Here is a 25,333-nt window from a genome sequence, read left to right on the forward strand (position 1 = left end):
TTTTGGTGTGATCCTTGGTGTTAGGTGTTTAGCGAACCCAGAAAACCAATCTTTCAAACAATAGAAAGCGAGTATAAGATTACAAACAACAAACCAGATAATCAAAAAGTAAGTAATTGCAACGAACCCAGTTTCACTCAGTACCATTTAGATTCCTCCCTCACTAAATGCTTTTTGATATTGGAAGTTCTCTTCCGGTGATACAAGAGTTCCGATAATTGGTATGGATGCGGCGATGATATGGGAAATGAGATAGCCGACCCACAAAGGAACGACAGGTTCAACAAATCCTGCCCCTGGAAGCACTGCAAAATAGAGTGCTGAAATAGTACCAATGATCAACCCCCAAAAGGCAGCTGTTTTATTTAGCTTCTTTACGAACACTGATAATACAAACGGCCATGTAATCGCCAGTGTCAAGGCGCCTACTGCGTAATTAAGATAAAGAATTGAAAACTGTGCTAAACTAAATAAAGCGATGCACAATCCACTAATGATGACCACCCAACGAGCCATTTTCATTTCCTGATTCGATTCCATTGGCTCATTTTTTCTGATATAAGGAATGTATATATCTTTGACAATCAACGTAGACAAGGCATTGAGGCAAGAATCCGTTGTAGAGAAAATGCTGGCAATCATGATGATGGCAATGGCATAAACTCCCCAAGTACCGAGAAGCTGCCCTATAACTGCAGGAAATACCTCTGAAGGGTTTACAGAAATCCCTTGAGCTAAACCGATCATACCAATAAGTCCGGCCATTGCTGGAATTGGCAGCCATAAGAAGGTGGTCCCGAGAATCAGATTTGATTCCGATCCTCTCTTGCTGGCATAAACCCGTTGCCATACACTTTGGTCAATGATTGCGTAGTTAATGAAAGAAAGGATACTCACAAGTAGCCAGCCGGTAATACTTTCTTTTGTATAGAGAAGCGTTGCGGTATTAACGGAAGAGCTGGCTAACCCCTGATAGATTTCACTAGGTCCGCCCGCAACCCATAAAGTAGCAGGAATCACTATAGCTAACAGGGCCAAGAGCATAACGAAATTCACAACATCTGTTCCAATGGATGCTCTTAACCCGCCAATGGCGAGATAGATGATAACTATGATTGAGCTGATAATTACGGCCGAAGCGTGAGAGATTCCAAATAATACATTCATGACCAATCCAATAGCCGTAATCTGCAGCACGGCCCAAAAGAAGGATTGCAAGATCCCGACAATAGCAAAAATTAAGTGAGTTCGCTTTCCTAATCTGATTTTCATAAATTCGGGCATTGTACTAATCGAAGGTGCGAGCTTTCGTACTCTCTTAAAAATTGGCCATCCAAGTAATAACGATGAGATCAGAACAGAAACGCCATACATATAAAATCCGGCTACCCCAAATTTATAGGCCCCTTCAGCAGCCCCCATCAGGGAACTGCTCCAAACCCATACCACGACTAATGAACTCATTGTCATGGGTAAGCTCATACTTTCCCGTGCGGATAAAAAGTCATCCAGGTTATTCTCGCCTTTTCGCTTCATAATGATTGAAACGACGACCATGATAATCCCAAATAGAATCAAAATGGCATATCCAATGGTTCCACTTAACATTGACTTATCTCCTTTTATAAAATTTTTCCTTCAACCGTTGTCTTTACTCCTTCGGTCCAGTTATAAAGCTTGAACGGAATATATTTTCCCCATCCATTCAGATCCTTCGCTTCTCCACACGGAGGACCGAAGCAGTAAAGGATCTCCTGATTTAATGGATCTAGCAATTCTGAACTTACTGTACCTACCTCTTCACCGTGGTTACAGGTAGACCCTCCCCATTGGGCTCCTTGCTCCTTTAAATGATGATTGCAAAGGAGGAATTTCAGAAATTCAGAACCCTGTTTGGATGTTTCTTGATTGAGGACATTCATCCCAGATTGATAGCGTAGAATCGAACAAGTTATCGTAATTTCCTCGGCATTGAAAAAGGGTAGATTCATAAAGTGATTTGTTCGGATTATAGGTGTATTTGGATTCCATTCAAAGTGTTTTTTTGCGGGATGGATTTCACTTATCAATAGATTGCCAAGAGAATCTGCGAAAAGGAAATTTCCATGAACGCGCACCGGCTCATGCCGTAGATAGCTTTCAATATCCTTCAATGAATGAAAGTTACCCAAGATATGATAGCCAAAATCTTTAAACTCAATGCCTCCTTGATAAAATTTGGGACTACAGTCTACATAAGAGAATGTAAATGCTATCCCTTTTTCATTGATTCCCCTTGTTACCATATTGGACCAAGGCAAGCTTTCATCAGGACATACTAGTTCGGTCCCCATGAATCTCCAACGGTTACCTTCAACAAACCGGACCCTTGTCCTTGTATTCCATGGATTATCACTGTTTGAACCCAACATATAGCGTCCGTTTTCCCAAATCGCTGCAATCGTACACCCTGGTACTATCATTTTTTTCACCTCCTCATCTTTCTATATGAGAATATAATGCAATTATCATGCCGACATAAATAAGTGTTAGAATTATAGCAATCTTTAAATGGATATAGTATGATTTAAGTCTAAATTGATTTATTTAAGTCTAATTCGACTTGTGATTTCGACTTGAAGGAGGGACTTCTTTGATTAACTACCTGATTCCCAACTATCCATACTTTGATATGGAGAAAAAACAATATATTGGAAGCTTAAATGTTAACCACACAACTCTTCCTCATGTAAGCGAGGGAGAATATATAGGCATAGAAATCAGAAGAGAGGATGGGTCCCTGTTCATTGAAATGCCCCCTCTTGTCCTCGCTGAGGGGATGAAACCAATTCAAATTGTGGACCATGTTTACCATTACCCCGTAGTTGAAATGCGAGATAGACGTCCTTATTATCTAGGAGTGATTTCTCTTGCCACAATCTATCAATTTCTATTAAATGAATTTAATGAGTTAGATGCCATTATCGAAAATTCTTATGATGGTCTCTATATCTCCACTCCGGAGGGCATCAATCTGCGAGCCAATCCTGCAATTGAACGGTTAACCGGAATTAAACAAGAATTTTTCGTAGGAAAAAGCCTTAGTGATTTAATATCGATGGGCGTATTTAGTGATGTCGTGACTCCAAAGGTAGTGGCTACTAAAAAAATCCACAGTACCATTCAACGCGTGAACACCGGTAAGGAAACTTTGGTTACAGGAAGTCCTGTATTCGATAAAAACGGCGAGTTGTATAGAGTGATTACCAACGTAAGAGATGTTTCAGAGCTATATCAATTGAAGAAAGATCTCGAAGATGTCGAAAAGGAAAGAGTCCGTTTGGAAAATGAACTCAAACAAGTTAATGCTTCCATCCTGCATGATAACTTGATTTTTCAAAGTATTGAGATGGGGAAAATCGCCAAAGTGATAACCGAGATCAGCCATTTGGACGTTTCGGTCCTTATTACTGGGGAGTCTGGCGTAGGGAAAGAGGTTATAGCGGAACAAATTCATAGAATGAGTGGCCGTAAATCTACAGGTGGTTACCTGAAGATTAATTGTGCGGCAATACCAAGGGATCTCATCGAATCGGAGCTTTTCGGTTATGAGGAAGGTGCGTTTTCAGGAGCGAAAAAAGGAGGAAAAATCGGATTGTTTGAAGCAGCAGATAAAGGTACTCTTTTTCTTGATGAAATCGGGGAACTTCCCCTCGAAATGCAGGCTAAACTGTTACGCGTGCTTCAAGATCAAGAATTTCGCCGACTTGGAGGTACTAGGAATATCAAAACGGATTGTCGAATCATCGCAGCTACTAATCAAGATTTGACACTACTCGTTAAAGAAAGAAAATTTCGTCAAGATTTGTATTTTAGGCTAAATATCTTTCCGATATCAATTCCGCCCCTACGTGAACGAAAAGAAGACATCGAAATATTGGTAGTCTATTTTCTAGAGAAATTCAATAAAAAATACAATAAAAATATTACCATGCCCTATGACATGGTGACTCTTTTAAAACGCTTTAATTGGCCAGGAAACGTCCGTGAACTCTCTAACCTTATTGAGCGGTATGTTGTTTTATCCGGGGAAAAAGAAATTATCAGAAGTTATGTCCAATCAGTAGAATACGCAACTATTCAGACTTCGGAAATCAGAGATCTAAAAAAAACGGTGGAAGATTTTGAACAGAAAATCATACTGGATACACTAGAAGAAGAAAAAAGCTCCTATCAAGCTGCGTTGAAATTAGGAGTTTCCCAATCTTATATAGCACGAAGGCTGAAAAAATACAAACTGGATGATTAACCTAAGAAATAGCCGTTCCCCCATGGGAACGGCCTTATTCCTATAGTAGCAGAGAATTAAATAAAAAATATTACAACTGTTTAGATGACTATAGTGTAAGGTATTAATTTGTGTGCAATTGACCTTTTATATTTAGAGTTAGATTCGTTCGAATTCCTCGATGTCGGACGGGAGAGACGACCAAATTAAGATTCCTAGGAATCATGTACTCAACTCCATGTATTCGTCGGAGCAAACGACAAAGTAATTTGCGGTAACCTGAGAACGCAGGCGAATCCCTCAAGCAGTGAATGATCTCTTATCACGAGTTGGCTGGAGATAAACACATCCATTTTTTTACATGTATATTGACGAATTGATAAGTGCATAAATGGTAGGTATAAAAGGAGGGAATGCGAATGTCCTTTCTAAAACGCAATAAGAAAAAAAACAGTAGCCAAGAACTAACAACTGTGGAAAAACGACTCCTCGATCGTGATTTGCAAGTTAACTTAGACCAGCTTAAGGAGGAGTTGGGAAACAGTCAGGATATCATTATCCGTGAATTCAACATGGCGCATTCAATGGTGAGATTGGCTGTCATTTATATGGATGGATTGACTGATAAGCAGATGGTCAATGATTTCGTTATGCGTTCCTTAATGATCGATACTGCCGAGCAGACATTCATTAATTTGGCATCCAATAAAAGTGCCTTTGACTTTATTAAGGAAAATGCTTTAACCATTGGGGATGTAAAAGTGATCCAATGCTGGAATGAGTTCACTTTAGCGACTCTATCTGGAGATACTGTGATCTTGATTGATGGTTCGATGGAAGCAATCAGCGGCAGCACTAGAGGATATGAATCGAGAGGGGTTTCAGAGCCAACCAGCCAAGTGGTCATTAGAGGGCCGAAGGAGGGATTCAGCGAGTCGATTGGGACGAATGTGGCACTCGTTCGCCGGCGAATTAAAAGTCCAAGCCTGCGCCTGGAGACAATGAAAATCGGAAGCGTGACTCAAACGGATGTTGCTGTCATGTACATCAAAGGGATCGCCAATGACAAGCTTGTGCAGGAGGTTAAGCAAAGGCTGGATGACATTAAAATTGATGGGATTTTGGATTCGGCTTATATTGAAGAATTAATTCAGGATGAGACATTCAGCCCATTTCCTACCTTATTCAATACGGAAAGACCTGATACCGTATCAGCGCAATTACTGGAAGGACGGATAGCCATTTTAGTGGATGGTACGCCATTTGCGCTCATTGCACCTACCACATTTTTCATGTACTTTCAGTCCTCCGAAGATTATTATGAACGCTTTGATATTAGCACGGCCGTACGCTTACTGCGTTATTTAGCTTTTCTTCTATCTTTATTGGGGCCTTCCATTTATATCGCAGCGATTACGTTCCATCAGGAGATGATTCCGACTCCTCTTCTCATCAGTATAGCCGGGCAACGGGAAGGTATTCCTTTCCCTGCCTTCATTGAAGTCTTAATGATGGAAATTACATTTGAGATCTTGCGTGAAGCTGGCGTTCGAATGCCTCGGGCGGTCGGCCAAGCCGTCTCGATTGTTGGTGCCCTGGTACTGGGACAGGCTGCCGTGGAAGCGGGCATTGTATCCTCTTCCATGGTAATCGTAGTTGCTCTTACAGGGATAGCCAGTTTTGCCACACCCGCTTTCAATATGGCCATATCCGTACGGTTGCTGCGATTTATGATCATGATTTTCGCTGCCACCTTCGGTTTTTATGGCATCGTCATCAGCAATATGCTAATCATCGCACATTTATGCAGTTTGCGTTCTTTTGGTGTACCTTATATGGCTCCGCTTGCCCCATACATCCCTGAGGATCAGAAAGATACTTTGATTCGCTTGCCTTTATGGACACTTTTGGGGCGGCCTAGATTGGTAAGCCAAAATAAAAGGGTCCGAATGCAGCGGGATATCCAGCCTTCACCTCCCCAAGAAGAAGATGGGCGGTTGAATCGATGAATTGTAGAAAGATACTGGCGTATCTCTTGATTTTGGGAATCATGTTGTTGTTGACAGGGTGCTGGAACAGCAGGGAGGTTAACGATCTGGCCATTGTTATGGCCATGGGTGTAGATAAAGATCCAAAGAAAGGGGAGTATATCGTATCTTTTCAGGTGGTTAATCCAGGCATCATTGCGACGGGAAAAGGCGGTGGCGGAGGAGATATGAGTGTTACATTCTATAAGGGCACTGGGAAAACCTTATTCGAAGCGATCCGGAAAACATCAAAAAAAGTTCCTAGACAGCTTTTTTTTGCTCATATCTCCCTGATTGCCATTGGGGAAAGCCTTGCTAAGGAAGGAATACATGAACTGTTTGACTTTTTTGACCGATCACTTGAGACTCGCTTGACTACCCTGGTACTTGTAGCAAGAAAAGATAAGGCAGAGAACATTGTTAAGGCCATGATTCCATTGGAGTCTATCCCCGCTAATGGAATTGTAGGGAAGTTGGAGACATCATCAAATAATTGGTCCGAAAATATCAGATTGGAGATTGGGGATGTGATCAGGACATTGGTAAGTCCAGGAAAAGAACTGCTCATAAGCGGGGTAAGTCTGGTTGGAGACCCTGAAGAGGGAAAGAAAAAATCCAATGTTGATCAAACAGAAGTTATTGCCTCAGTTGAAATTGACCAGATGGCTCTGTTCAAGGAAGGAAAATTAAAGCGTTGGCTTCGTGAGGATGAATCGAAAGGAACATTGTGGATTTTAGACAAATTGAAAGGGACCATTGTAAATATTGATTGTGGCAAGAAGTTGGAGCAGATCGGTATTGAAATTCTGCGTTCAAACACGAATGTGGAGGTTAAGTCAGACAAGGGAAAGCCTACTTTCCATCTTATTATCCGTGAAGAGGCGAACATTAGCGAGGTCAAATGCCCTATAGATTTGAGTAAGCCTGAGGAATTTACTAAACTGGAAAAGAAATTACGGGAAAAGACCAAACAAATGATCATGGCGGCTGTGTCGGTCGCTCAGGACGAAAAAAGCGATATCTTCGGGTTTGGGGAAGAGTTGAAGCGTTCCGACCCAAAAGCATGGGAGAAGATGGAGGGGGAGTGGGACGAGATATTTGCCAATAGCAAGGTTGAGGTCAAGGTGGATGCATTTATCAGGCGACCAGGTATGCGCGTAAAGCCGTATTTATCTGAATTGAAGAGATAAGAATCTACAGGGAAGGATGGGTAGGATAGAAATGGATAAAGAAAGAATAAGCCCGGGACAATTTTTTTCTCTTATCTTTTTATTTGAAATTGGAACCGCAGTGGTTCTTCCTATCGGATTTGCTGCACGACAAACCGTCTGGCTATCCATCCTTCTAGCTTTGATCGGAGGAATCCTTCTATTCCTCGTTTATGATTACCTTTATCGCCAATATCCGGAACTACCTTTGAGTGAGTATGCGCAAAGAATTCTTGGCAAATATATGGGATGGACACTGAGTTTGACCTACATTCCTGTTTTTATTTACATCGCAGCAAGAGACCTGAGAGAAGCCGGGGATTTGCTAGTGACCGCTTCCTATGACCAGACACCCATCCTTGCAATCATGGCATTAATGATCCTGACAGTCGTTTATGTCCTACATAAAGGGGTAGAAGTATTAGCAAGAATGGCAGAGATTTACCTGATTATGTTGATTGGAATAGGAGTACTGGGAAATATATTTATATTACTCTCTGGCATCTTCGAAGTGAAAAATCTACTGCCTGTGCTAGGAGATGGTTGGAAACCCATTTTAGAGGCAGCCTATCCTGAAATCTACATATTCCCATTCGGTGAAATGATCTGTTTCACGATGATTCTTCCCTTTTTGAACCAACCGCATAGGGGCAGAAAAACAGGAATAAAAGCATTAATGGCTAGCGGGATCATCTTGAGCTTCACCCATGCGATGGAAATTGCTGTGCTTGGGGAGGATATGTACAACCGGTCTGCTTTTCCTTTGTTTGTTGCCATCAGCGAAGTCAATATTATGGATTTTTTGCAGCGTTTGGATGCCATTGTGATAATAACCTTGATTATCGGCGTATTTTTTAAGCTGTCCATTTATTGCTATGCGGCACTGATTGTAGCATCTTCCTTATTTAACGTGGATAAGCAGAAACTTCTTTGGCCAATAGCCATTTGCGTCCTCATTTCCTCCCTGATGATATCCAGCAATTTGGCTGAGCACTTTGCGGAAGGAAAACCCATCCTTCATATAATTCTTCCTATATTTTCTACAGGAATCCCTTTATTGCTTTTGATGGTACATCTGATTCGTAAACGGTTTGGCTTATAGGTTTTTTCATTTTTAGGTTGCTTTTCTTTTTTGGATATAGGATACAAAGGAGGGAATGAATGCTATCATAAGAATCACGACCAATATGGAATATTCCGGCATGTCCATTACCCAAAAAGGGTTATGAAGATTCCTTAAGGATAAAGAAAGAGGAATACCGGATAGCAGATCCATCATGATGATAAAAGCCACAGTTAAGCATAGGAAAAAGAAAAAGAGCATCATAATTTTCATGTTGAAAAACACCTCTTAAGTAGGTTATCCATTCCATCCGATATTTATCAGTGTATAGAAGATGGGGTTATCTACCATGAATAAAATGAAAAGGGGAAAGCGTATGGAGGAAAAAAATCTGGGAGTAGAAATTTCCGATGACCCAAATTTATATAAAAAAATTCTCGGAACCATGTCGGAAGGGGTATTTATTCTTAAAAAGCTAGGCAAAATCATTCCCCTAAATGATAATGTGGAAAAAATATTGGGCGTAAAATCAGGATTTTTTACCGAAGCTTCCTTGAAGGATTTAGAAAGAGTCTATGTAACAGAAGATGGGTCACCGTTGCTCTACTCGGAGCTGCCGGGGGTCATCACCCAAGAGCGGGGTATTTCTTTCGACAATTTCATATTGGGGGTTAAAGAAAATGATGAGATAAGCAAATGGGTTTCGGTAAATTCTACCCCGCTTCATTTGGCCGATGATGAACCGGCTGCCCTCCTCACCTTCTCTGATATCACCTTACAAAAAAAACAAGAATTGATGCTAAGAGGTTCCTATGTATTTCAAAAAGAATTGATCAATAAATTGGAAAGAGGAATTGTTGTTACCGACAAGAATAAACGGATTAAATTAATGAACCAAAGCTTTTACGACATGATGGGTTTAGAAGGAGAAATGGATTTGTATATCGGGCGATATGCCCCGGATATCGATGATCTCTTTGATAAGCAAATTAATAAGGTAGAAGAAAAGCTGAATGGGGCAAAGTATACGGAAGAATTTGAAAAGAATAATGAAAGGGTTATTAAATGTAATTTTTTCCCTTTTTATAGCGATCGAAAGTGTATTGGGTATATTTGGGAATTTGAAGATATTACAGAATGGAAAAAAATGAAACGAGCCATTGTTCAATCAAAAGAACAAGCTGAAAAAGCGAACATGGCCAAATCAGACTTTCTGTCTAAGATGAGCCATGAACTTCGCACGCCGTTGAATGGCATCCTTGGTTTTGCACAGCTATTGGAAGCGGATGACTCTTTAAATGAACTGCAGAGCGATTTTGTCCAAGAGATATTAAATGGAGGTAGGCATTTATTAAGTTTAATCAATGAAATTCTAGATCTATCAAAAATTGAGACAGGGCTTCTGCAAGTTACGATAGAGGAGTTGAATCTTCTTGCTGTTGTCCAAGAATGCATCAAAATTCTTCAGCCGCTGGCCCAGAAGAAAAAGATCAGCATGCATATACAGCAACTGGATCAATGGAAAGACGTATCGGTCCTAGCTGATCCCATTCGCTTAAGACAGATTTTTCTCAATCTCCTGGATAATGCCATTAAGTATAACCGGGAGGGGGGAGAAGTGAATATAATTTTCCATTTAACAGGAAATGAGCTGGTTACCCATATCGTGGATACCGGTGAAGGATTCTCAGCAGAAGAATCGAATAAAGTGTTTGTTCCATTTTATCGAATTGAAGGCTCGAGGGAAGAAGGGACAGGGATCGGACTGTCTCTCGTGAGACAACTGATTAACTTGATGGGTGGGAAAATCGCCGTAACGAGCCAAAAAGGAATCGGCAGCGATTTTTACTTCAGCCTGCTTCTTCCGAATGATCAAAAGGCTGTCATGCGATGGGAAGAACAAGTCGCTTCTCCAGAGACCAAGGTCGACAGCACCGATCACTATCGTATCCTGTATATTGAAGACAATGAATCCAACCTGCATCTAGTCCATAATATCCTAAAAGCACAACCTTCCTATACGCTCTTATCCGCCCGCAGCGGAAAAGAAGGGCTGGAAAAGGCGGCGCAGGAAAGGGTGGACTTGATCTTACTAGATATTAATCTCCCTGATATCCATGGATATGAAGTATTTGACATCCTGAAAACGAGGGATGAACTAAAAGATATTCCCGTTCTCGCCGTGAGCGCCAATGCGATGCCACAGGATATTCAATATGCATTAGACAAGGGATTTGCAAACTATTTGATCAAGCCGCTAAATGTGAAGGAATTTCTATCAACGCTGAATGAGACGCTTAATAGTGCGATTAATCAAAATATCCCAGATCATCAGATCTTAAGTAAAGGTCCGCATGGCGAAAAAGCGGTTTCTGCAAAAACACTTCAGTTATCCTTCGAAGACCTAAAAAGGCTGAAGGAAAAGAAATATAGAGCCGCCATAGCGATGCACTATACAGGAAATGATTGGTCGAGGGCTCAAGTGGAAGGACTGCAGTCCACGTTTAATAAAATGGGCATTGAAGTGGCAGCTGTTACAGATGCAGAATTCAAATCAGACAAACAGGCGGCTGACATAGAGACCATTTTAGATCTAAAGCCGGATATCCTCGTCAGTATTCCGGTCGATCCGGTACTTACCGCACATGCCTACCAAAAAGCGGGGAAAGCAGGTCTCAAACTGGTATTTATGGATAATACGCCAAAGGGTTTGCAGCCCGGCAAGGATTATGTAAGCATGGTTTCCGCTGATAACTATGGAAATGGCATTGAGGCAGCCCATATCATGGCCAAGAAATTAGACGGCAAGGGAAAGATTGGGGTGGTCTACCATGACGCGGATTTCTTTGCAACCCAACAGAGAACAGAAGCCTTTGAAAGAACTTTAAAGGAAGAATACCCTGACATGCATATCGTGGATCGCGTCGGGATTACCGACCCAAGGGATGGGGAAAAAGCGGCAACTGCAATGATGGAGAAGCAACGGGATCTGAATGGAATCTTTGTTGTATGGGATGTGCCGGCTATGGGAGTCCTCCATGCGGCCCGAAAGGCGGGTAGGAATGATTTGGTCATTACGACAATAGACCTTGGGAGCCAAGTGGCGTTAGAAATTGCCCAGGATGGCCTGATCAAGGGAATAGGAGCACAATTGCCATATCAGCAGGGAGTCGCTGAAGCGATTCTCGCCGGTTATGCACTGCTTGGGAAACCAGCGCCATCCTATGTTGCAGTTCCAGCTCTGAAAGTAACGAGAGAAAATATTATTGGAGCTTGGAAACTGGTTTATAACCAGGAGGCACCGGATGCGATTAAAAATGCCACAAAGCAAGGAGGGACTGACGGATGAAAGTGCTGATTGCCGAGGACGATGCGTCCTCAAGGAAATTGCTAAAGCATTTTATCAATAGCTTGCCTCATTACGTGATCGTTGGAGAGGCCGCGAATGGGGAGGAATTAATAAAGTATACGATGAAAGAAAAACCGGACATCGCTCTAGTGGATATTGGGATGCCTTTATTGAACGGGATGGAGGCGGTCAAGTCCTGCAAAGAGTTTTTTCCCTCTTTACAGGTTATCTTTATTACGGGGCATGATAACTATGCATTAGAAGCGTTTGATGTAAGAGCAGTAGATTATCTCTTAAAACCCATCGAAAGAAATCGCTTATACGCTGCGTTGGAGAGAGCTGTGCAAGCTGCCCACCCTTCAGGGGAAAAAGAAAAAAGCGCCAAAAAAGATCTGATGGTCAAACAGCAGAAAAACATCATATTCATTCCATTAGATGAGATTCTGTTTATTGAAAGAGCCGATCGGAAATCGGTTATTCATACCCGAAATCAAAAAATCGAAACCAACGAGCCGCTCACTAGTCTAGAAAACAGCCTGGATTCGAGGTTCATGCTATCGCATCGATCTTATATCATCAATCTGGATCATTTGACAAGAATTGAATCCGTGGATCAAAACTATATCGCTTCTTTCGGTGATTATCCTTCAACAGCCAAAATTTCCAAACATAAGATTGGGGAATTGCAAAGCTATAAAACGTAAGCTCAGCAAGGTTGCTGAGTTTTTTTTTTGTGTGTGTGACGGATTTGTTTCTATGGATGAATTCGGTGTCTGATTGATGAAAACGGTTAATCGAATGGTCAAAAACCTTGTCTGAAGGCTGTTAGACAAGTGATTGGCGCCTATTTATAATGCGAGTATAGAGAAGAAACAAACAAGAGGGAGACTTAAATGGCAGGCATTAAGGATGTAGCGAGAAAGGCTAATGTTTCGATAGCTACCGTATCCAGGGTGATAAGCAAGCCTGAGACGGTGGCGGCCGAAACGATCAAAAAAGTGACGGAGGTCATTGAAGAATTAAATTATCAGCCTAACGCGGCCGCCCGTCAGCTAAGGATGTCCGAAACCAAGACGATCTTAGTCGTTGTCCCCGATATTACGAATACATTCTTCTCTAGAGTGCTCAGTGGAATAGAGTCTGTAGCAATGAAAAACGAGTATCAGGTATTACTTGGAAATGCAGCTAGTCATGTTGTTGACTTTGAAAACGGATACTTAAATGCTCTTCGCCAGAGAAAAGCAGATGGAATGATTTTGTTGACAGCAGGAATTGAATCATCAGCTGTGGACGAAATCGCACGGGAATATCCCTTAGTTCTTGCCTGTGAATATATAGAAGGACTAAGCGTGCCCACGGTGTCCATAGATAATGTCAGCGGCGCTCGAAAAGCAACAGAGTATTTGATTGAACTGGGCCATGAGAGGATTGGCATGATATCGGGTCCGATGAACAGTGTGCTGGGACGGGACCGGATCAAAGGGTTTTACCAAGCCATGGCACGGAACCAACTTGAAGTAAACCCGGTATTGGTGCAAGAGGGGGACTTTTCTTACGAAAGCGGCTATAACCTGATGGAGAAGCTTTTAGCCCTTAAGCATGGGCCGACAGCCATCTTTGCAGCCAATGATGAGATGGCCTTTGGGATTATCAATGCTATTGAGTCCAAGGGATTGCGGGTGCCGGACGATATTTCCGTTATCGGATTTGATGATATTAAATTTTCATCCATTTTCAAACCGGGATTATCCACGATATCACAGCCAGCCTTTCAGATTGGGACGAAAGCGATGGAGCTCCTCATTCGGTTGTTGAAGCGGAAAGAAATAAGGAAAACGCAGTATTTATTAGAAAGTCAATTGGTTTTAAGAGACTCCTGTTGTCCGCTTTTTTTATCCGTACGATGTAAACCTTTACAGTCACAAAGTAATGTGCGAACAAAAAATCTATAGGAAATCAAGGCATTGACGAGATGATCAATGAGGTTTTTTATGGTTTTCATGTAAACCTTTACAGTCCATTCTCGGATAAACATATGGAAAAGGCGAGAAATACATTGAATATTGGATATCAAAGTAAAGGTTGGGGGCAAAAAAATGAAAAAAAACAAAGAAAAAAGTGTGGTTACTCTTCTTCTCGGTTCTGTGCTGTTTGTAGGGATACTCGTCGGCTGCAATGGCAATAGCAGCCAAACGACTGAACAAGCTTCCGGTACCGGACAGAAGCAAGAAGCGGTCGCAACGGGTTCTGATGTGGCAGACGGACCGATCACTCTAGATCCTTCGCTTCCGGACACCCCCATTTTGAGCAAAGGCCCGCATGGTGAGGATGCCGTTTCCGCCAAGACCTTGGAGTTATCCGTGGAGGACTTGAAAAAAATTCAGGAAAAGAAATATAAGGCAGCTATCGCGATGCATTACGCCGGAAATGACTGGTCAACGGCCCAAGTGGAAGGGTTGAAAGCAGCCTTTGGGAAAATGGGCATCGAAGTGGTAGCGGTTACGGATGCCCAATTCAAATCCGAGAAGCAAGTCGCCGATATTGAAACTCTCTTGGCCAAAAAGCCGGATGTCATCGTAAGTATTCCTGTTGACCCAGTATCCACGGCATCTGCTTACGAAAAGGCAGCAAAAGCAGGCGTAAAGCTAGTCTTCATGGATAATACGCCGAAAGACTTACAGCATGGCAAGGATTATGTAAGTATAGTATCCGCTGACAATTATGGAAACGGCGTAGAAGCGGCTCATATTATGGCTGATCGATTAGGCGGCAAAGGCAAAATCGGAATCATCTACCATGATGCGGACTTCTTTGTTACCAAACAAAGGACGGATGCATTCGAAAAAACGATCAAAGATGAATACCCAGGGATTGAAATCGTGGATCGCGGTGGCATCCTCGGGCCGAATGATGGAGAGAAGGTGGCCGCGGCCATGCTGACCAAAAACTCAAATTTAAACGGCATTTTTGTCGTATGGGATGTACCGGCTGAGGGGGCGATGGCTGCCGCAAGATCCGCCGGAAGAACGGATTTGGTCATTACCACGGTAGACCTGGGTACCAATGTCGCGCTCGAGATTGCACAAGATGGCCTCATTAAGGGCTTGGGAGCCCAGCTTCCATACCAGCAGGGAGTAGCCGAAGCGATTTTGGCAGCGTACGGACTGCTTGGTAAAGAAGCACCGGCTTACGTCGCCGTACCGGCCTTGAGGGTAACGCCTGATAATGTCTTGGAAGCTTGGAAATCGGTCTATAACCAGGAAGCTCCGGAGATCATCCGCAACGCAATCAAGTAAATCATATTGATAATAATAGAGGAGGAACGAACATGAAAAAAATGAATATTGGAATGATTGGTGCAGGATTTATGGGGAAAGCTCACGCTCTATCTTATGCAGCGATGCCGATGTTTTTTTGGCCGGCTCCTGCCATTCCCGTTCGCAAAATGGTCGCAGACGTAAATGAAAAGGCTGCCAAGGACGCTGCAGAACGATTAGGATTCGAATCCTATACTTCCGATTGGAGAAAGATGATTGAAAATCCGGATATCGATCTCATAGATATTGTCACGCCGAACGACTCGCATGCGGAAATCGCAATTGCAGCAGCTAGAGCAGGAAAGCATATCATTTGCGAAAAACCGCTGGCCCGTGACGCAGCCGAAGCCAAAACGATGCTGGATGCCGTGAAGGCCTCGGGCGTGAAGCATATGGTGGCATTCAATTACCGCCGTACCCCGGCAGTTGCCCTAGCCAAGAAATATATCGAAGAAGGCTCACTCGGAAAGATCCTGAATTTCCGTGGAACCTATCTGCAGGATTGGTCAGCGGATCCCAACTCTCCTTTATCCTGGCGCTTCCAAAAGAAGATTGCCGGTTCAGGCGCCCTTGGAGATATCGGAACGCATGTCATTGATTTTGCCCGCTACCTTGTGGGGGAGATCTCCGAAGTCATGGCTTCAACCAAAACATGGATCCCCGAGCGCCCGACTCAATCCGGCGGAGTAGACAAGCTGGGAACAGTGAAGGCGGCTGAGAACGTGGAAAAGAAAGCGGTCGATGTGGACGATGAATTCATTTCCCTGATCAAGTTTGAGAATGGGGCGATCGGAAGCATTGAAGCCACCCGAAACGGTTGGGGCCGCAACAATTTCTTGACATTCGAGATCCACGGTGAAAAAGGTTCCCTCTATTTTAACTATGAACGAAGAGATGAATTGCAGGTATGCTTCGCGGATGACCCGGAAGACCGCCGCGGTTTCCGGACGATCTATACCGGACCGGCACATCCGTATGGGGAAGGGCTATGGCCGATCCCGGCTTTAGGGATTGGCTATGGCGAGACCAAAATCATTGAAATTTATGATTTCGTCAAGTCCATTGTGAATGATACGGAAGTATCCCCAGATTTCAATGACGGTTATCAGATTGCCCTGATTTCCGACGCGATTTTGGCTTCGGCAGAACAGAAGCAATGGGTAAAGGTGGAAGAGAAAAGCTTGATCAAGACGGTTTAAGCTCCTAAACCATCAAGATGGGACCACGATGTTCCTTCGTGGCCCCATCGATTACAAAGGAGGGGAAATATGGAGAAGCCAATGTTAAAGATGACGGGAATTTCAAAATCATTTAACGGGATCAAAGTGCTAGATCGAGTCGACTTTGAGCTAAGAAAAGGTGAAGTGCATGCTTTGATGGGCGGCAACGGGGCAGGGAAATCGACCTTGATGAAAATTCTGACGGGCGTTTACCAATGCGATGTCGGAAACATCGAGCTGGAAGAAAAGCTACTTTCCATTTCCGAACCGAATGATGCCAAAAAAAATGGGATATCCATGATTTTTCAGGAATTCAGCTTGGTTCCCACGCTGACCGTCGCACAGAATATCTTCTTAAACCGGGAGCCAAGGACGAAACGCGGCTTCATCGATGATCAGGAATGCGTGAGAAGGACGAAAAAGCTGTTAGAAGAATTAAACGTCCCGATTGATCCGAACAGCCCAGTTGAACAGTTGGGCGTAGGATATTGGCAGATGACGGAGATTGCCAAGGCGCTTTCCCAGGATACCAAGATCTTGATTATGGATGAACCTACTTCATCCTTGACCAAAAACGAAACGGAAATTCTGTTTGAATTTATTCAGAAGCTGAAGGATAAAGGAATTTCCATCATATATATCTCCCACCGGATGGATGAGATCTTTCGGATCTGTGACCGGATGACGATCATGCGCGATGGGAAGCGTGTCCTGACGGAAGAGTGCACTCAGCTCACCATGGATGTTGTCATCCAGCATATCATCGGCGGAAGCCTGGGCAAGTCTTTCGATTGGAAAGAGAGGGTGTATGATCGGAATCGAGAACCGCTCCTTCGGGTGAAAAACCTAACCTCCGGTTCGCGCGTGAATGGGGTGAGCTTCGAGGTTCACCGCGGGGAAATTCTGGGGATTGCGGGACTGATGGGAAGCGGACGATCCGAAGCGGTGCGTGCCCTATTCGGGATTGACCCGATCGATGAAGGCGAGATATGGGTAGATGGCAAGAAAACCAAAATTTCCAATTCGCAGGATGCGATCAAGGCAGGATTGGCCTTGGTTCCGGAAGATCGCCGGGTGCAAGGGCTCGTATTGGATCATAGTGTGAAAAATAATACCCTCCTCCCTATTTTGTCCAAGGTGAAGAAGGGATGGTTCATCGATGATAAGAAAGGCGATGAAATTGTAGAAGGTTTCGTTAGGAAACTAAACATCAAAACCGACGATATTTTCAAGCAATCGGGCCTTTTGTCAGGCGGAAACCAGCAAAAAATTGTGTTGGCCAAATGGTTGGCCAATTCTCCCGATATCTTAATTCTAGACGAACCGACCATTGGGGTCGATATTGGGGCAAAGACGGAGATCATGGAAATTATTCGCGAGTTTGCCGACCAAGGAAAAGCGGTCATCCTGATTTCCTCCGAGCTTCCTGAGCTTCTTGCCTTGAGCGATCGGATTATCGTTTTCCATGGGGGCAAGGTCACAAGTGAAATGAACCGAAAAGAGATCAGATCAGAGGAGGCGTTACAGCATGCAATCCAAGGCTAATGAAACCCCTATGCTCATGAATCATGCCGTGAAAAGCTTTGAGTGGAGAAAATATATTGTCTATATCGCGTTTGCCTGCGTCTTTATCTATTTTTCTATTACGCTTTACGATGAGGGATTTTTAACGGCGAATAACTTATTGAACATTGCTCGCCAGACCGCAATGATTTCCATCATGGCTGTAGCCATGACCTTTGTTATCGGTGCGGCGCAAATTGACTTATCCGTCGGTTCGGTTGCGGCTCTTTCTGCCTTATTGTCCGCGTTAGCCATGCAGTCCGGATTCGGTTTAGTGGGAGGCATTGCGGCAGGACTGGGTACAGGCGTACTAATCGGGCTTATCAATGGATTGCTTGTGACCAGAGCGGCGATCCCGTCCTTTCTAGTTACGTTAGGGATGATGATTATCGTCAAAGGATTGGCCATGTGGGTGACCAATACGGCACCTGTCCCGATCATCAATCAGACGTTTACCTTTATTTTCGGTTCAGGGGATATTGGACCGATTCCGATCCTGCTGGTTTGGATGATCATCATTGCCGTGATCGGACACATCGTTCTGCGCAAGACTGCATTTGGGCGACAAACCCTTGCCACAGGAGGAAATGAAAATGCTGCCAAATTCTCCGGAGTAAATATTCAGAAAACCAAGCTTTACGTCATGATGGGTTCCGGTCTGTTAGCGGGTCTTGCCGGAATGCTGTATGCGGGGCGAATGAATTCCGCTCGCTTCACTTTTGGAGAGGGAGATGAGCTGTCGGTTATAGCTGCGGTTATTTTAGGCGGGACCAGCTTATTTGGGGGAACAGCCACGGTCATCGGAACGGTATTCGGGGCCTTGATGATCGGGATGATCAATAATGGCTTGATCATCATGGGGTTGGATGTAAGCCAGCAGATGGTTATCAAAGGATTAATTATCATTTTGGCCGTTGCGTTCGGAAAGAAAGCGCTCAAAAAATAAGATTGAGATAAGGAGGAAGATGAACAATGGAAAAAATCAAGGTGGGAATCATCGGTACAGGCTTTATAGGGCCTACTCATATTGAAGCGATTCGAAGGCTGGGATTTGTTGAAGTGGTAGGGTTAGCGGAAAATGGTCTGGAAACGGCGCAGAAGAAAGCAGCTGAACTGGGGATACCTAAAGCTTACGGCGATTATCGGGACATGCTGCAGGATCGCGACATTCAGGTGGTGCATAATTGTACGCCGAATCATTTGCACTTCCAAATCAACAAAGAGATTATCCTGTCAGGCAAGCACGTTCTTTCCGAGAAGCCCTTGGCGATGTCAAGCGAGGAGTCCGCTCAGCTATTGGAACTGGCGAAAAAACACAAAGTCGTGCATGGCGTGAACTTTAACTATAGGCAGTTCCCGACAGTCACACAGTTGGCATCCATGGTCAAGAAGGAAGAATTGGGCAGGGTCAACTTGGTGCACGGAAGCTACCTTCAGGATTGGCTGTTGTTCGAAACCGATTATAATTGGCGATTGGCCCCTGAAGTCGGCGGGAATTCGCGTGCGGTTGCGGACATCGGCTCCCATTGGTGCGATACGGTCCAATACGTTACCGGCAAAAAAATTGTGGAAGTTTTCGCCGATTTAGCGACCGTCATTCCAGTAAGAAAGAAAGCGAAATCAAACCTATCCACGTTCGGAACCGCAAAGGTCGACGAAGAGTCTTACGAAGAGGTTCCGATCAAAACCGAGGATTATGCCTCCGTTCTTGTGCGCTTCGAAGATGGAACCCGTGGAGTCTTTACGGTTTCCCAAGTGAGTGCGGGTCGCAAAAACAGGCTGAGCTTTGAAATCAATGGCAGCCAGAAATCGGCCTTCTGGAATCAGGAAGAACCCGAAAAACTATGGATTGGGCATCGAAACAGACCGAACGAAGTGCTTTTGGCAGATCCTGCCCTGTTTTCGCAGGAAGCTGCCTCGTTCATCCATCATCCAGGTGGACATAATGAGGGTTGGCCGGATGCTTTAAAAAATATGATGCTCAAGTTTTACACCTTCATCCGGGAAGGAAAAGATCCGCTCCAGGATCCGGTGAATTTTGCGACATTTGAGGATGGGCACTTATCGATGTGCATTACCGATGCCATTTTAGAAAGCCATGCAGAGCAGAAATGGGTGAAGGTTCAAGTGGATCAGGAGGTGCACGTATGAAACTAGGCGTATTTACCGTCCTTTACCAGAATCTTCCGTTTGAAGCCATGCTGGATAAGCTTTGCGAAATGGGGGTAGAAGCCGTTGAATTGGGGACGGGAAATTACCCGGGGAACAGCCATTGCCATCCGGATGAATTATTGGACAGCCCAGAAAAGATCCAATCGTTTCTGCGAGCTATAGCGCAAAGAGGGCTAACCATCAGCGGCTTAAGCTTCCACGGGAACCCGCTGCATCCGAACAAAGCCTTTGCGGCGCAATCGCATGAAGTGTGGAGAAAAACCGTGCAGTTGGCGGAACGTTTGGAAGTGCCAGTTGTTAATGGGTTCTCCGGCTGCCCGGGAGACCATCCCGGGGCCAAGTTCCCCAATTGGGTCACCTGCTCCTGGCCTCCGGAATACTTGGAGGTTTTGGATTGGCAATGGAAGGAAATTGTCATTCCCTATTGGAAAGAGGAATCCCGTTTTGCCCAGTCGCATGGCATTCATAAAATTGCTTTTGAAATGCACCCCGGTTTTGTGGTTTACAACCCGGAAACCTTATTGAAATTGAGAGAACAGGTGGGTCCTGTGATTGGGGCGAACTTTGATCCAAGCCACTTGATCTGGCAAGGGATCAATCCTGTTGAAGCCATTAAGAAATTAGGTAAGGAAGAGGCCCTCTATCATTTCCATGCTAAGGACACGTATCTGGATCAAGCCAATATTCAGGTGAATGGCGTACTGGATACGAAGCACTACAGCGACATATTGAATCGCTCCTGGACCTTCCGATCCGTAGGATATGGACAGGATGAAAAGGCATGGAAGGATATGATCAGCGCTCTTCGCGCGGTTGGCTATGATTATGTTCTTTCCATTGAGCATGAAGATATGCTTGCTTCGATGGATGAAGGATTAGGAAAGGCCATTGCTCTATTGAAAGGGTGCCTGTTCAAGGAGCCATTGACGGAAATGTGGTGGGCTTAGATTATACTTTTACTTTTTAAGGAGGTTTTATTATGACCATGCAAGCTGTTATTTTTCCAGGAGATAAAAAGGTAGAGATACGAGAGTTTGAGATTCCCACTCCTGGCCGGGGGGAAGTGTTGATTAAGCTGAAGGCGTCAGCGATCTGTCGCAGCGACATGAGTTTGTACTACGGCAACTCCGTTTTTGGGGACGGGAAAACAAAATCCGGGTGCAATGTTCCGGGACATGAACCGGCCGGAGAAATTACAGAAGTGGGAGAGGGCGTAGCCCATTATAAACCGGGGGACCGGGTGGCTGTGTATTTAGCCGTAGGCTGCGGGGAATGTCCTCATTGCAAGAGCGGTTACAAAATGTTTTGCAAGGAGTTTAAATGTATAGGCTTTGACTCCCACGGCGGCGATGCGGATTTTATGGTGGTTCCAGCAGAGAATTGCATGCGGATCCCGGATGACATGAGCTTCGTCACGGCAGCCGTCTCTACGGACGCAGTCGGTACCCTCTACCATGCCCAAAAGAGATTGGCGATTTCCGGACGAGACACGCTGGTTATTTTTGGATTGGGGCCTATGGGCGGGGCAGGCGTGATGATTGCCAAAGCATTAGGTGCAACGGTGATTGCTGTTGATATGCTTGATGACCGCTTAGAGGTGGCGAAGGAGCTCGGTGCTGATTACACCATCAATGGAAAGAATGTCAATGCTCTAGAAGAAATTTCACGCATTACCAATGGACTTGGAGCCGATGCTGCTATCGATTGTTCAGGGAGCCCCCACGCCGAAAACAATGCCTTGGATTGCGTAAAGCCACATGGGCGAGTGGCCTTTATCGGCGAGAGCAGAGAAACAACGATCAGGCCGAGCGAGCAATTAATACGAAAGCAAATAATGGTGATAGGCTCCTGGTATTTCCCGATCTTCGAGTATGAGGAAATTGCCGACTTCATCGTGAAAAAAGGGTTGCCTGTGGAAGGATTGGTGACGCATAAATTTAAGCTGCAAGAAGCAGAGACCGCATTCCGGTTATTCGATGAAAGAAAGACGGAGAAAGCTGTTTTTGTTTGGGATTAATAAAATACTGACATATGAAATGGAAAGGGGATAGCAAAGATGAAAGGTATTTCTTTTAATACGTGGGTTTATGGGAGTTTTCCAGTTTGGCTTCCTTCTTATTCGTTAGACGAGGTGATTACTAGACTTTCCTCCTTCGGCTATGATGCCATTGAGATTGGATGCGCAAGTCCACACGCCTGGCCGGACTATTTATCCAAGGAAAGAAGACAAGAAATATACAAGCTGCTTCAGCAAAAGAATCTAAAGGTATCGGCTATGCTGCCTGCTCCTGGGGGCGGGCCTGGGATGAACCCCAGCTCCCCATTGGCGGAGGAAAGAGAATTTACCATCCGTCACTACAAGGATGTTGTGAGATTGGCCCATGAATGGGAATGCCCGACCGTCATTTGGGTGGCAGGTTGGGTGGTTCATGGACTTTCTCAAAGGGATGCCTGGAATTATAGCGCAGAGGGGCTAGCGGATGTCGCAAGATATGCCAAAGAGCTTGGGGTGACCATGGTCGTGGAACCGACCCCGGCGGACAGCAATTTGATTGAAACGGCGGATGATGCCTTGCTGTTGAGCGAGCAGACGGGGGAATCCAATGTGAAAGTGATGTTTGATACGTTCCATGCTTTGTACCGAAATGAAGTTGCTAGCGACTATGTTTATCGAATGGCGGATAAGCTTCACCATGTCCATATTTCTGACAATGACCGCCTTCCTCCAGGACAAGGGAGATGCGATTTTACGGCGGTGCTCAAAGCCTTAAAAGAGATAAACTATGATGGCTATTTGTCCATGGAAGTCGGTTTCCATACGAGACAAGCGGAGCCGGATTGGTACGCCAAAACCTCTATCGATTATCTGAGAGCCAAATTAGCCGAAATTGAAAAGGGATAGTTGAATGGCTGATCAGTGGCTTGTGGGCGTTGACGTTGGAGGCACTACGATTAAGATCGCGTTTATCAGCGATAGCGGGGAAATCCATCATAAGTGGGAAATCCCAACGGACAAGAGAGACCAAGGAAACCATATCCCCTCTCAAATCGCCCTAGCGATTAATGAAAAGCTGAGAGAGATAGGGGAGACAAAAAATAAGCTGTCAGCGATTGGTATTGGCGCCCCTGGACCGGTTAATGATGCGGATGGATCGGTGGAGATTGCTGTTAACTTAGGGTGGAGCAATTTCCCTTTGAAAGAGCGGCTTGTGCTTGAAACGTCATTGCCGGTCACGGTAGACAATGATGCCAATGTGGCAGCGATTGGCGAGATGTGGAAGGGTGCCGGCGAGGGAGCGAAGGACTTGTTGTTGGTGACGCTTGGCACCGGCGTTGGCGGGGGAGTGATTGCCAACGGAGAGATCGTTCATGGAGTCAATGGTGCCGGAGGAGAACTCGGTCACATTACAACTGTACCGGAAGGTGGATTCCCCTGCAATTGCGGGAAGACAGGATGTCTTGAGACCATGGCCTCGGCAACAGGTGTCGTTCGCCTGGCGATGAAAGCTCTTGAATCTAGGGATGAACCGAGTCTGCTCAGAGATATTTATGGGGAAGAGAAAAAGCTTACGTCCAAACAAATTTTCGAGGCCGCGCAAGAGAATGATCGTCTTGCCCTTGAAGTTGTCCAAGAATTAGCCTTTCATTTGGGGTTAGCGCTGGCCAACTCGGCTAATGTATTAAATCCCCAAAAAATTGTCATTGGCGGGGGAGTTTCGAAGGCTGGAGATACTTTGTTAAATCCCGTGAGAGACGAGTTTCAGAGGTTTGCCTTTCCACGCGTTTCGGCGGGAGCGGAAGTGATGATGGCGAGGATGGGCAATGACGCTGGTATCTTGGGCGCTGCCTGGTTGGCCAAAACACAAATGAAAACGATAATCCAATACATCTAGAAAAATGAGGGGGATCAGCATGAAGAAAAAGAAATCATTGTACCTAACTTTGCTTTTAAGCGGTTGTCTAGCCCTTGCCGGCTGTGCCAATCAAAGTCCTGCGACTTCAGCCGATCAGAGCGGAACACAAACTCCTGCGGAGGAGAAAGTGCAGGCCCCTGCTTCCGGCCCAATCACCATCAATATGGACATTCCGGACAAAGAGGTTTTGGATAAAGGACCCAATGGCGAGCAGGCGATTTCGGCCAAAACATTGCAATTGACCGAAGCAGAAGTCCAGAACATCAAAGAGGGGAACTTTACTGCAGCCCTTGTTATGCATTACACCGGTACGGATTATATGACAGCTCAAATCGATGCGATGAAGGCCACTTTTGAAAGAATGGGAATTAAAGTCATTGCGGTGACGGACGCCCAATTTAAATCGGAGAAGCAAATATCTGACATTGAAACCGTATTGGCGAAATCTCCTGATATTATCGTTGCTGTGCCGGTGGATCCCGTTTCGTCAGCAGCTGGTTTCCAAAAAGCGGCCAAAGCTGGAGTGAAGATCGTCTTTATGGATGGAGTAGCACATGGACTGGAGGCTGGAAAAGATTATGTCAGCATTGTATCGGGCGACAATGCCGGTAACGGTGCGACGGCTGCAGAAATTATGGCTGAAAAGCTTGGCGGAAAAGGAAAAGTGGGCGTCATCTTTTATGATGCGGATTTCTTTGTGACGAGCAACCGTTCGAATGCTTTTGAGCAGACGATGAAGGACAAGTATCCCGATATTGAAATTGTTGCCCGCGGTGGGATTACCGGTCCCAATGATGGGGAAAAAGTCGCTTCCGCGATGCTGACTAGATACCCTGATTTAGATGGCTTATTCGTCATTTGGGATGTGCCTGCTGAAGGCGCAATCGCAGCGGCTCGCACAGCAGGAAAGAATGATCTCGTCATTACAACGACGGATTTAGGGACAAATGTTGGAATCGAAGTGATTTCAGGAGGCATAGCGAAGGGAATTGGAGCCCAATTGCCGTACGACCAAGGAGTGGCACAAGCCATTCTAGCCGGCTATGGGATTCTTGGAAAAGAAGCCCCTGCTTATGTTTCGACCCCTTCCTTGCCTGTTACTCAAGAAAATCTTTTAGATGCATGGAAGTTAGTTTATGGCGTGGATGCGCCGGATATTATCAAGAATGCGGCGAAGTAGAGAGGTTAGAAGGCTATAGTAAGATGAATCATTTGGGGCTCACAGGTTTTCTG

Annotated in this window: 20 protein-coding genes; 17 read left to right on the forward strand and 3 right to left on the reverse strand. The window is 44.8% G+C overall.

What is annotated here, in order from left to right; all coding sequences use genetic code 11:
• Positions 1 to 147: 147 nt before the first annotated feature.
• A complete protein-coding gene (locus EIZ58_RS01110; protein WP_134698681.1) occupies positions 148 to 1,608 on the reverse strand; it encodes a sodium:solute symporter family transporter in 1,461 nt (486 codons plus the stop codon).
• Between the two features lie 14 nt (positions 1,609 to 1,622).
• Positions 1,623 to 2,462 carry a carcinine hydrolase/isopenicillin-N N-acyltransferase family protein gene (locus EIZ58_RS01115; RefSeq protein WP_134698682.1) on the reverse strand — a complete coding sequence of 280 codons (840 nt, stop codon included), beginning with the start codon at positions 2,460 to 2,462 and terminating at the stop codon, positions 1,623 to 1,625.
• Positions 2,463 to 2,818: 356 nt separating this feature from the next.
• Here EIZ58_RS01115 and EIZ58_RS01120 point away from each other — a divergent pair, with 356 nt between their 5' ends.
• The 4 genes from EIZ58_RS01120 (at position 2,819) to EIZ58_RS01135 (ending at position 8,604) form a co-directional block, all read left to right on the forward strand.
• On the forward strand, positions 2,819 to 4,288 hold the full coding sequence (locus EIZ58_RS01120) for a sigma-54 interaction domain-containing protein (protein WP_167577420.1): 1,470 nt from the start codon (positions 2,819 to 2,821) through the stop codon (positions 4,286 to 4,288).
• 398 nt (positions 4,289 to 4,686) lie between these two features.
• A complete protein-coding gene (locus EIZ58_RS01125) occupies positions 4,687 to 6,276 on the forward strand; it encodes a spore germination protein (protein ID WP_240688908.1) in 1,590 nt (529 codons plus the stop codon).
• Positions 6,273 to 7,484: a Ger(x)C family spore germination protein gene (locus EIZ58_RS01130; protein WP_134698685.1), complete on the forward strand. Its 1,212-nt coding sequence runs from the start codon at positions 6,273 to 6,275 to the stop codon at positions 7,482 to 7,484. Before EIZ58_RS01125 ends, EIZ58_RS01130 begins: the two co-directional genes overlap by 4 nt.
• Before the next feature lie 31 nt (positions 7,485 to 7,515).
• Positions 7,516 to 8,604, forward strand: a complete 1,089-nt coding sequence (locus tag EIZ58_RS01135) for a GerAB/ArcD/ProY family transporter (RefSeq protein WP_134698686.1) — start codon at positions 7,516 to 7,518, stop codon at positions 8,602 to 8,604.
• A 12-nt stretch (positions 8,605 to 8,616) separates the two neighbouring features.
• On the opposite strand, the gene EIZ58_RS01140 is transcribed toward EIZ58_RS01135, so the two are convergent.
• Positions 8,617 to 8,838 carry a YczF family membrane protein gene (locus EIZ58_RS01140; protein WP_134698687.1) on the reverse strand — a complete coding sequence of 74 codons (222 nt, stop codon included), beginning with the start codon at positions 8,836 to 8,838 and terminating at the stop codon, positions 8,617 to 8,619.
• A 103-nt stretch (positions 8,839 to 8,941) separates the two neighbouring features.
• Here EIZ58_RS01140 and EIZ58_RS01145 point away from each other — a divergent pair, with 103 nt between their 5' ends.
• The 13 genes from EIZ58_RS01145 to EIZ58_RS01205 all read left to right on the forward strand — a co-directional run bounded on the left by EIZ58_RS01145 (position 8,942) and on the right by EIZ58_RS01205 (position 25,280).
• Positions 8,942 to 11,914, forward strand: a complete 2,973-nt coding sequence (locus EIZ58_RS01145) for a substrate-binding domain-containing protein (protein WP_240688909.1) — start codon at positions 8,942 to 8,944, stop codon at positions 11,912 to 11,914.
• The gene (locus EIZ58_RS01150; RefSeq protein ID WP_134698689.1) at positions 11,911 to 12,618 is read left to right on the forward strand and encodes a LytR/AlgR family response regulator transcription factor; all 708 of its coding nucleotides are present in this window, start codon (positions 11,911 to 11,913) and stop codon (positions 12,616 to 12,618) included. The genes EIZ58_RS01145 and EIZ58_RS01150 overlap by 4 nt, the downstream gene beginning before the upstream one ends.
• A 189-nt stretch (positions 12,619 to 12,807) precedes the next feature.
• A complete protein-coding gene (locus EIZ58_RS01155; protein WP_134698690.1) occupies positions 12,808 to 13,866 on the forward strand; it encodes a LacI family DNA-binding transcriptional regulator in 1,059 nt (352 codons plus the stop codon).
• A 144-nt stretch (positions 13,867 to 14,010) separates the two neighbouring features.
• Positions 14,011 to 15,210 (forward strand): substrate-binding domain-containing protein, encoded by a 1,200-nt coding sequence (locus EIZ58_RS01160; protein WP_134698691.1) that lies wholly within the window; start codon positions 14,011 to 14,013, stop codon positions 15,208 to 15,210.
• Positions 15,211 to 15,242: 32 nt separating this feature from the next.
• Positions 15,243 to 16,430 carry a levoglucosan dehydrogenase gene (locus EIZ58_RS01165; protein ID WP_134698692.1) on the forward strand — a complete coding sequence of 396 codons (1,188 nt, stop codon included), beginning with the start codon at positions 15,243 to 15,245 and terminating at the stop codon, positions 16,428 to 16,430.
• A 69-nt stretch (positions 16,431 to 16,499) separates the two neighbouring features.
• The gene (locus EIZ58_RS01170) at positions 16,500 to 17,996 is read left to right on the forward strand and encodes a sugar ABC transporter ATP-binding protein (RefSeq protein WP_134698693.1); all 1,497 of its coding nucleotides are present in this window, start codon (positions 16,500 to 16,502) and stop codon (positions 17,994 to 17,996) included.
• Positions 17,980 to 18,960 carry an ABC transporter permease gene (locus EIZ58_RS01175; RefSeq protein WP_134698694.1) on the forward strand — a complete coding sequence of 327 codons (981 nt, stop codon included), beginning with the start codon at positions 17,980 to 17,982 and terminating at the stop codon, positions 18,958 to 18,960. Before EIZ58_RS01170 ends, EIZ58_RS01175 begins: the two co-directional genes overlap by 17 nt.
• Positions 18,961 to 18,986: 26 nt before the next feature.
• Positions 18,987 to 20,165: a Gfo/Idh/MocA family protein gene (locus EIZ58_RS01180; RefSeq protein WP_134698695.1), complete on the forward strand. Its 1,179-nt coding sequence runs from the start codon at positions 18,987 to 18,989 to the stop codon at positions 20,163 to 20,165.
• Complete coding sequence (locus EIZ58_RS01185) at positions 20,162 to 21,133, forward strand: sugar phosphate isomerase/epimerase family protein (RefSeq protein ID WP_134698696.1); 972 nt, start codon at positions 20,162 to 20,164, stop codon at positions 21,131 to 21,133. Before EIZ58_RS01180 ends, EIZ58_RS01185 begins: the two co-directional genes overlap by 4 nt.
• Positions 21,134 to 21,165: 32 nt before the next feature.
• Positions 21,166 to 22,203 carry a zinc-dependent alcohol dehydrogenase family protein gene (locus tag EIZ58_RS01190; RefSeq protein WP_134698697.1) on the forward strand — a complete coding sequence of 346 codons (1,038 nt, stop codon included), beginning with the start codon at positions 21,166 to 21,168 and terminating at the stop codon, positions 22,201 to 22,203.
• Positions 22,204 to 22,242: 39 nt separating this feature from the next.
• Positions 22,243 to 23,088, forward strand: a complete 846-nt coding sequence (locus EIZ58_RS01195) for a sugar phosphate isomerase/epimerase family protein (RefSeq protein WP_134698698.1) — start codon at positions 22,243 to 22,245, stop codon at positions 23,086 to 23,088.
• 4 nt (positions 23,089 to 23,092) lie between these two features.
• Positions 23,093 to 24,079, forward strand: a complete 987-nt coding sequence (locus EIZ58_RS01200; protein ID WP_134698699.1) for an ROK family glucokinase — start codon at positions 23,093 to 23,095, stop codon at positions 24,077 to 24,079.
• Positions 24,080 to 24,098: 19 nt separating this feature from the next.
• Entirely contained in the window at positions 24,099 to 25,280 is a 1,182-nt protein-coding gene (locus tag EIZ58_RS01205) for a substrate-binding domain-containing protein (protein WP_134698700.1), read from the forward strand.
• Positions 25,281 to 25,333: the final 53 nt, after the last annotated feature.

This window comes from Ammoniphilus sp. YIM 78166, from assembly GCF_004522215.1.
GTDB lineage: Bacteria > Bacillota > Bacilli > Aneurinibacillales > RAOX-1 > YIM-78166.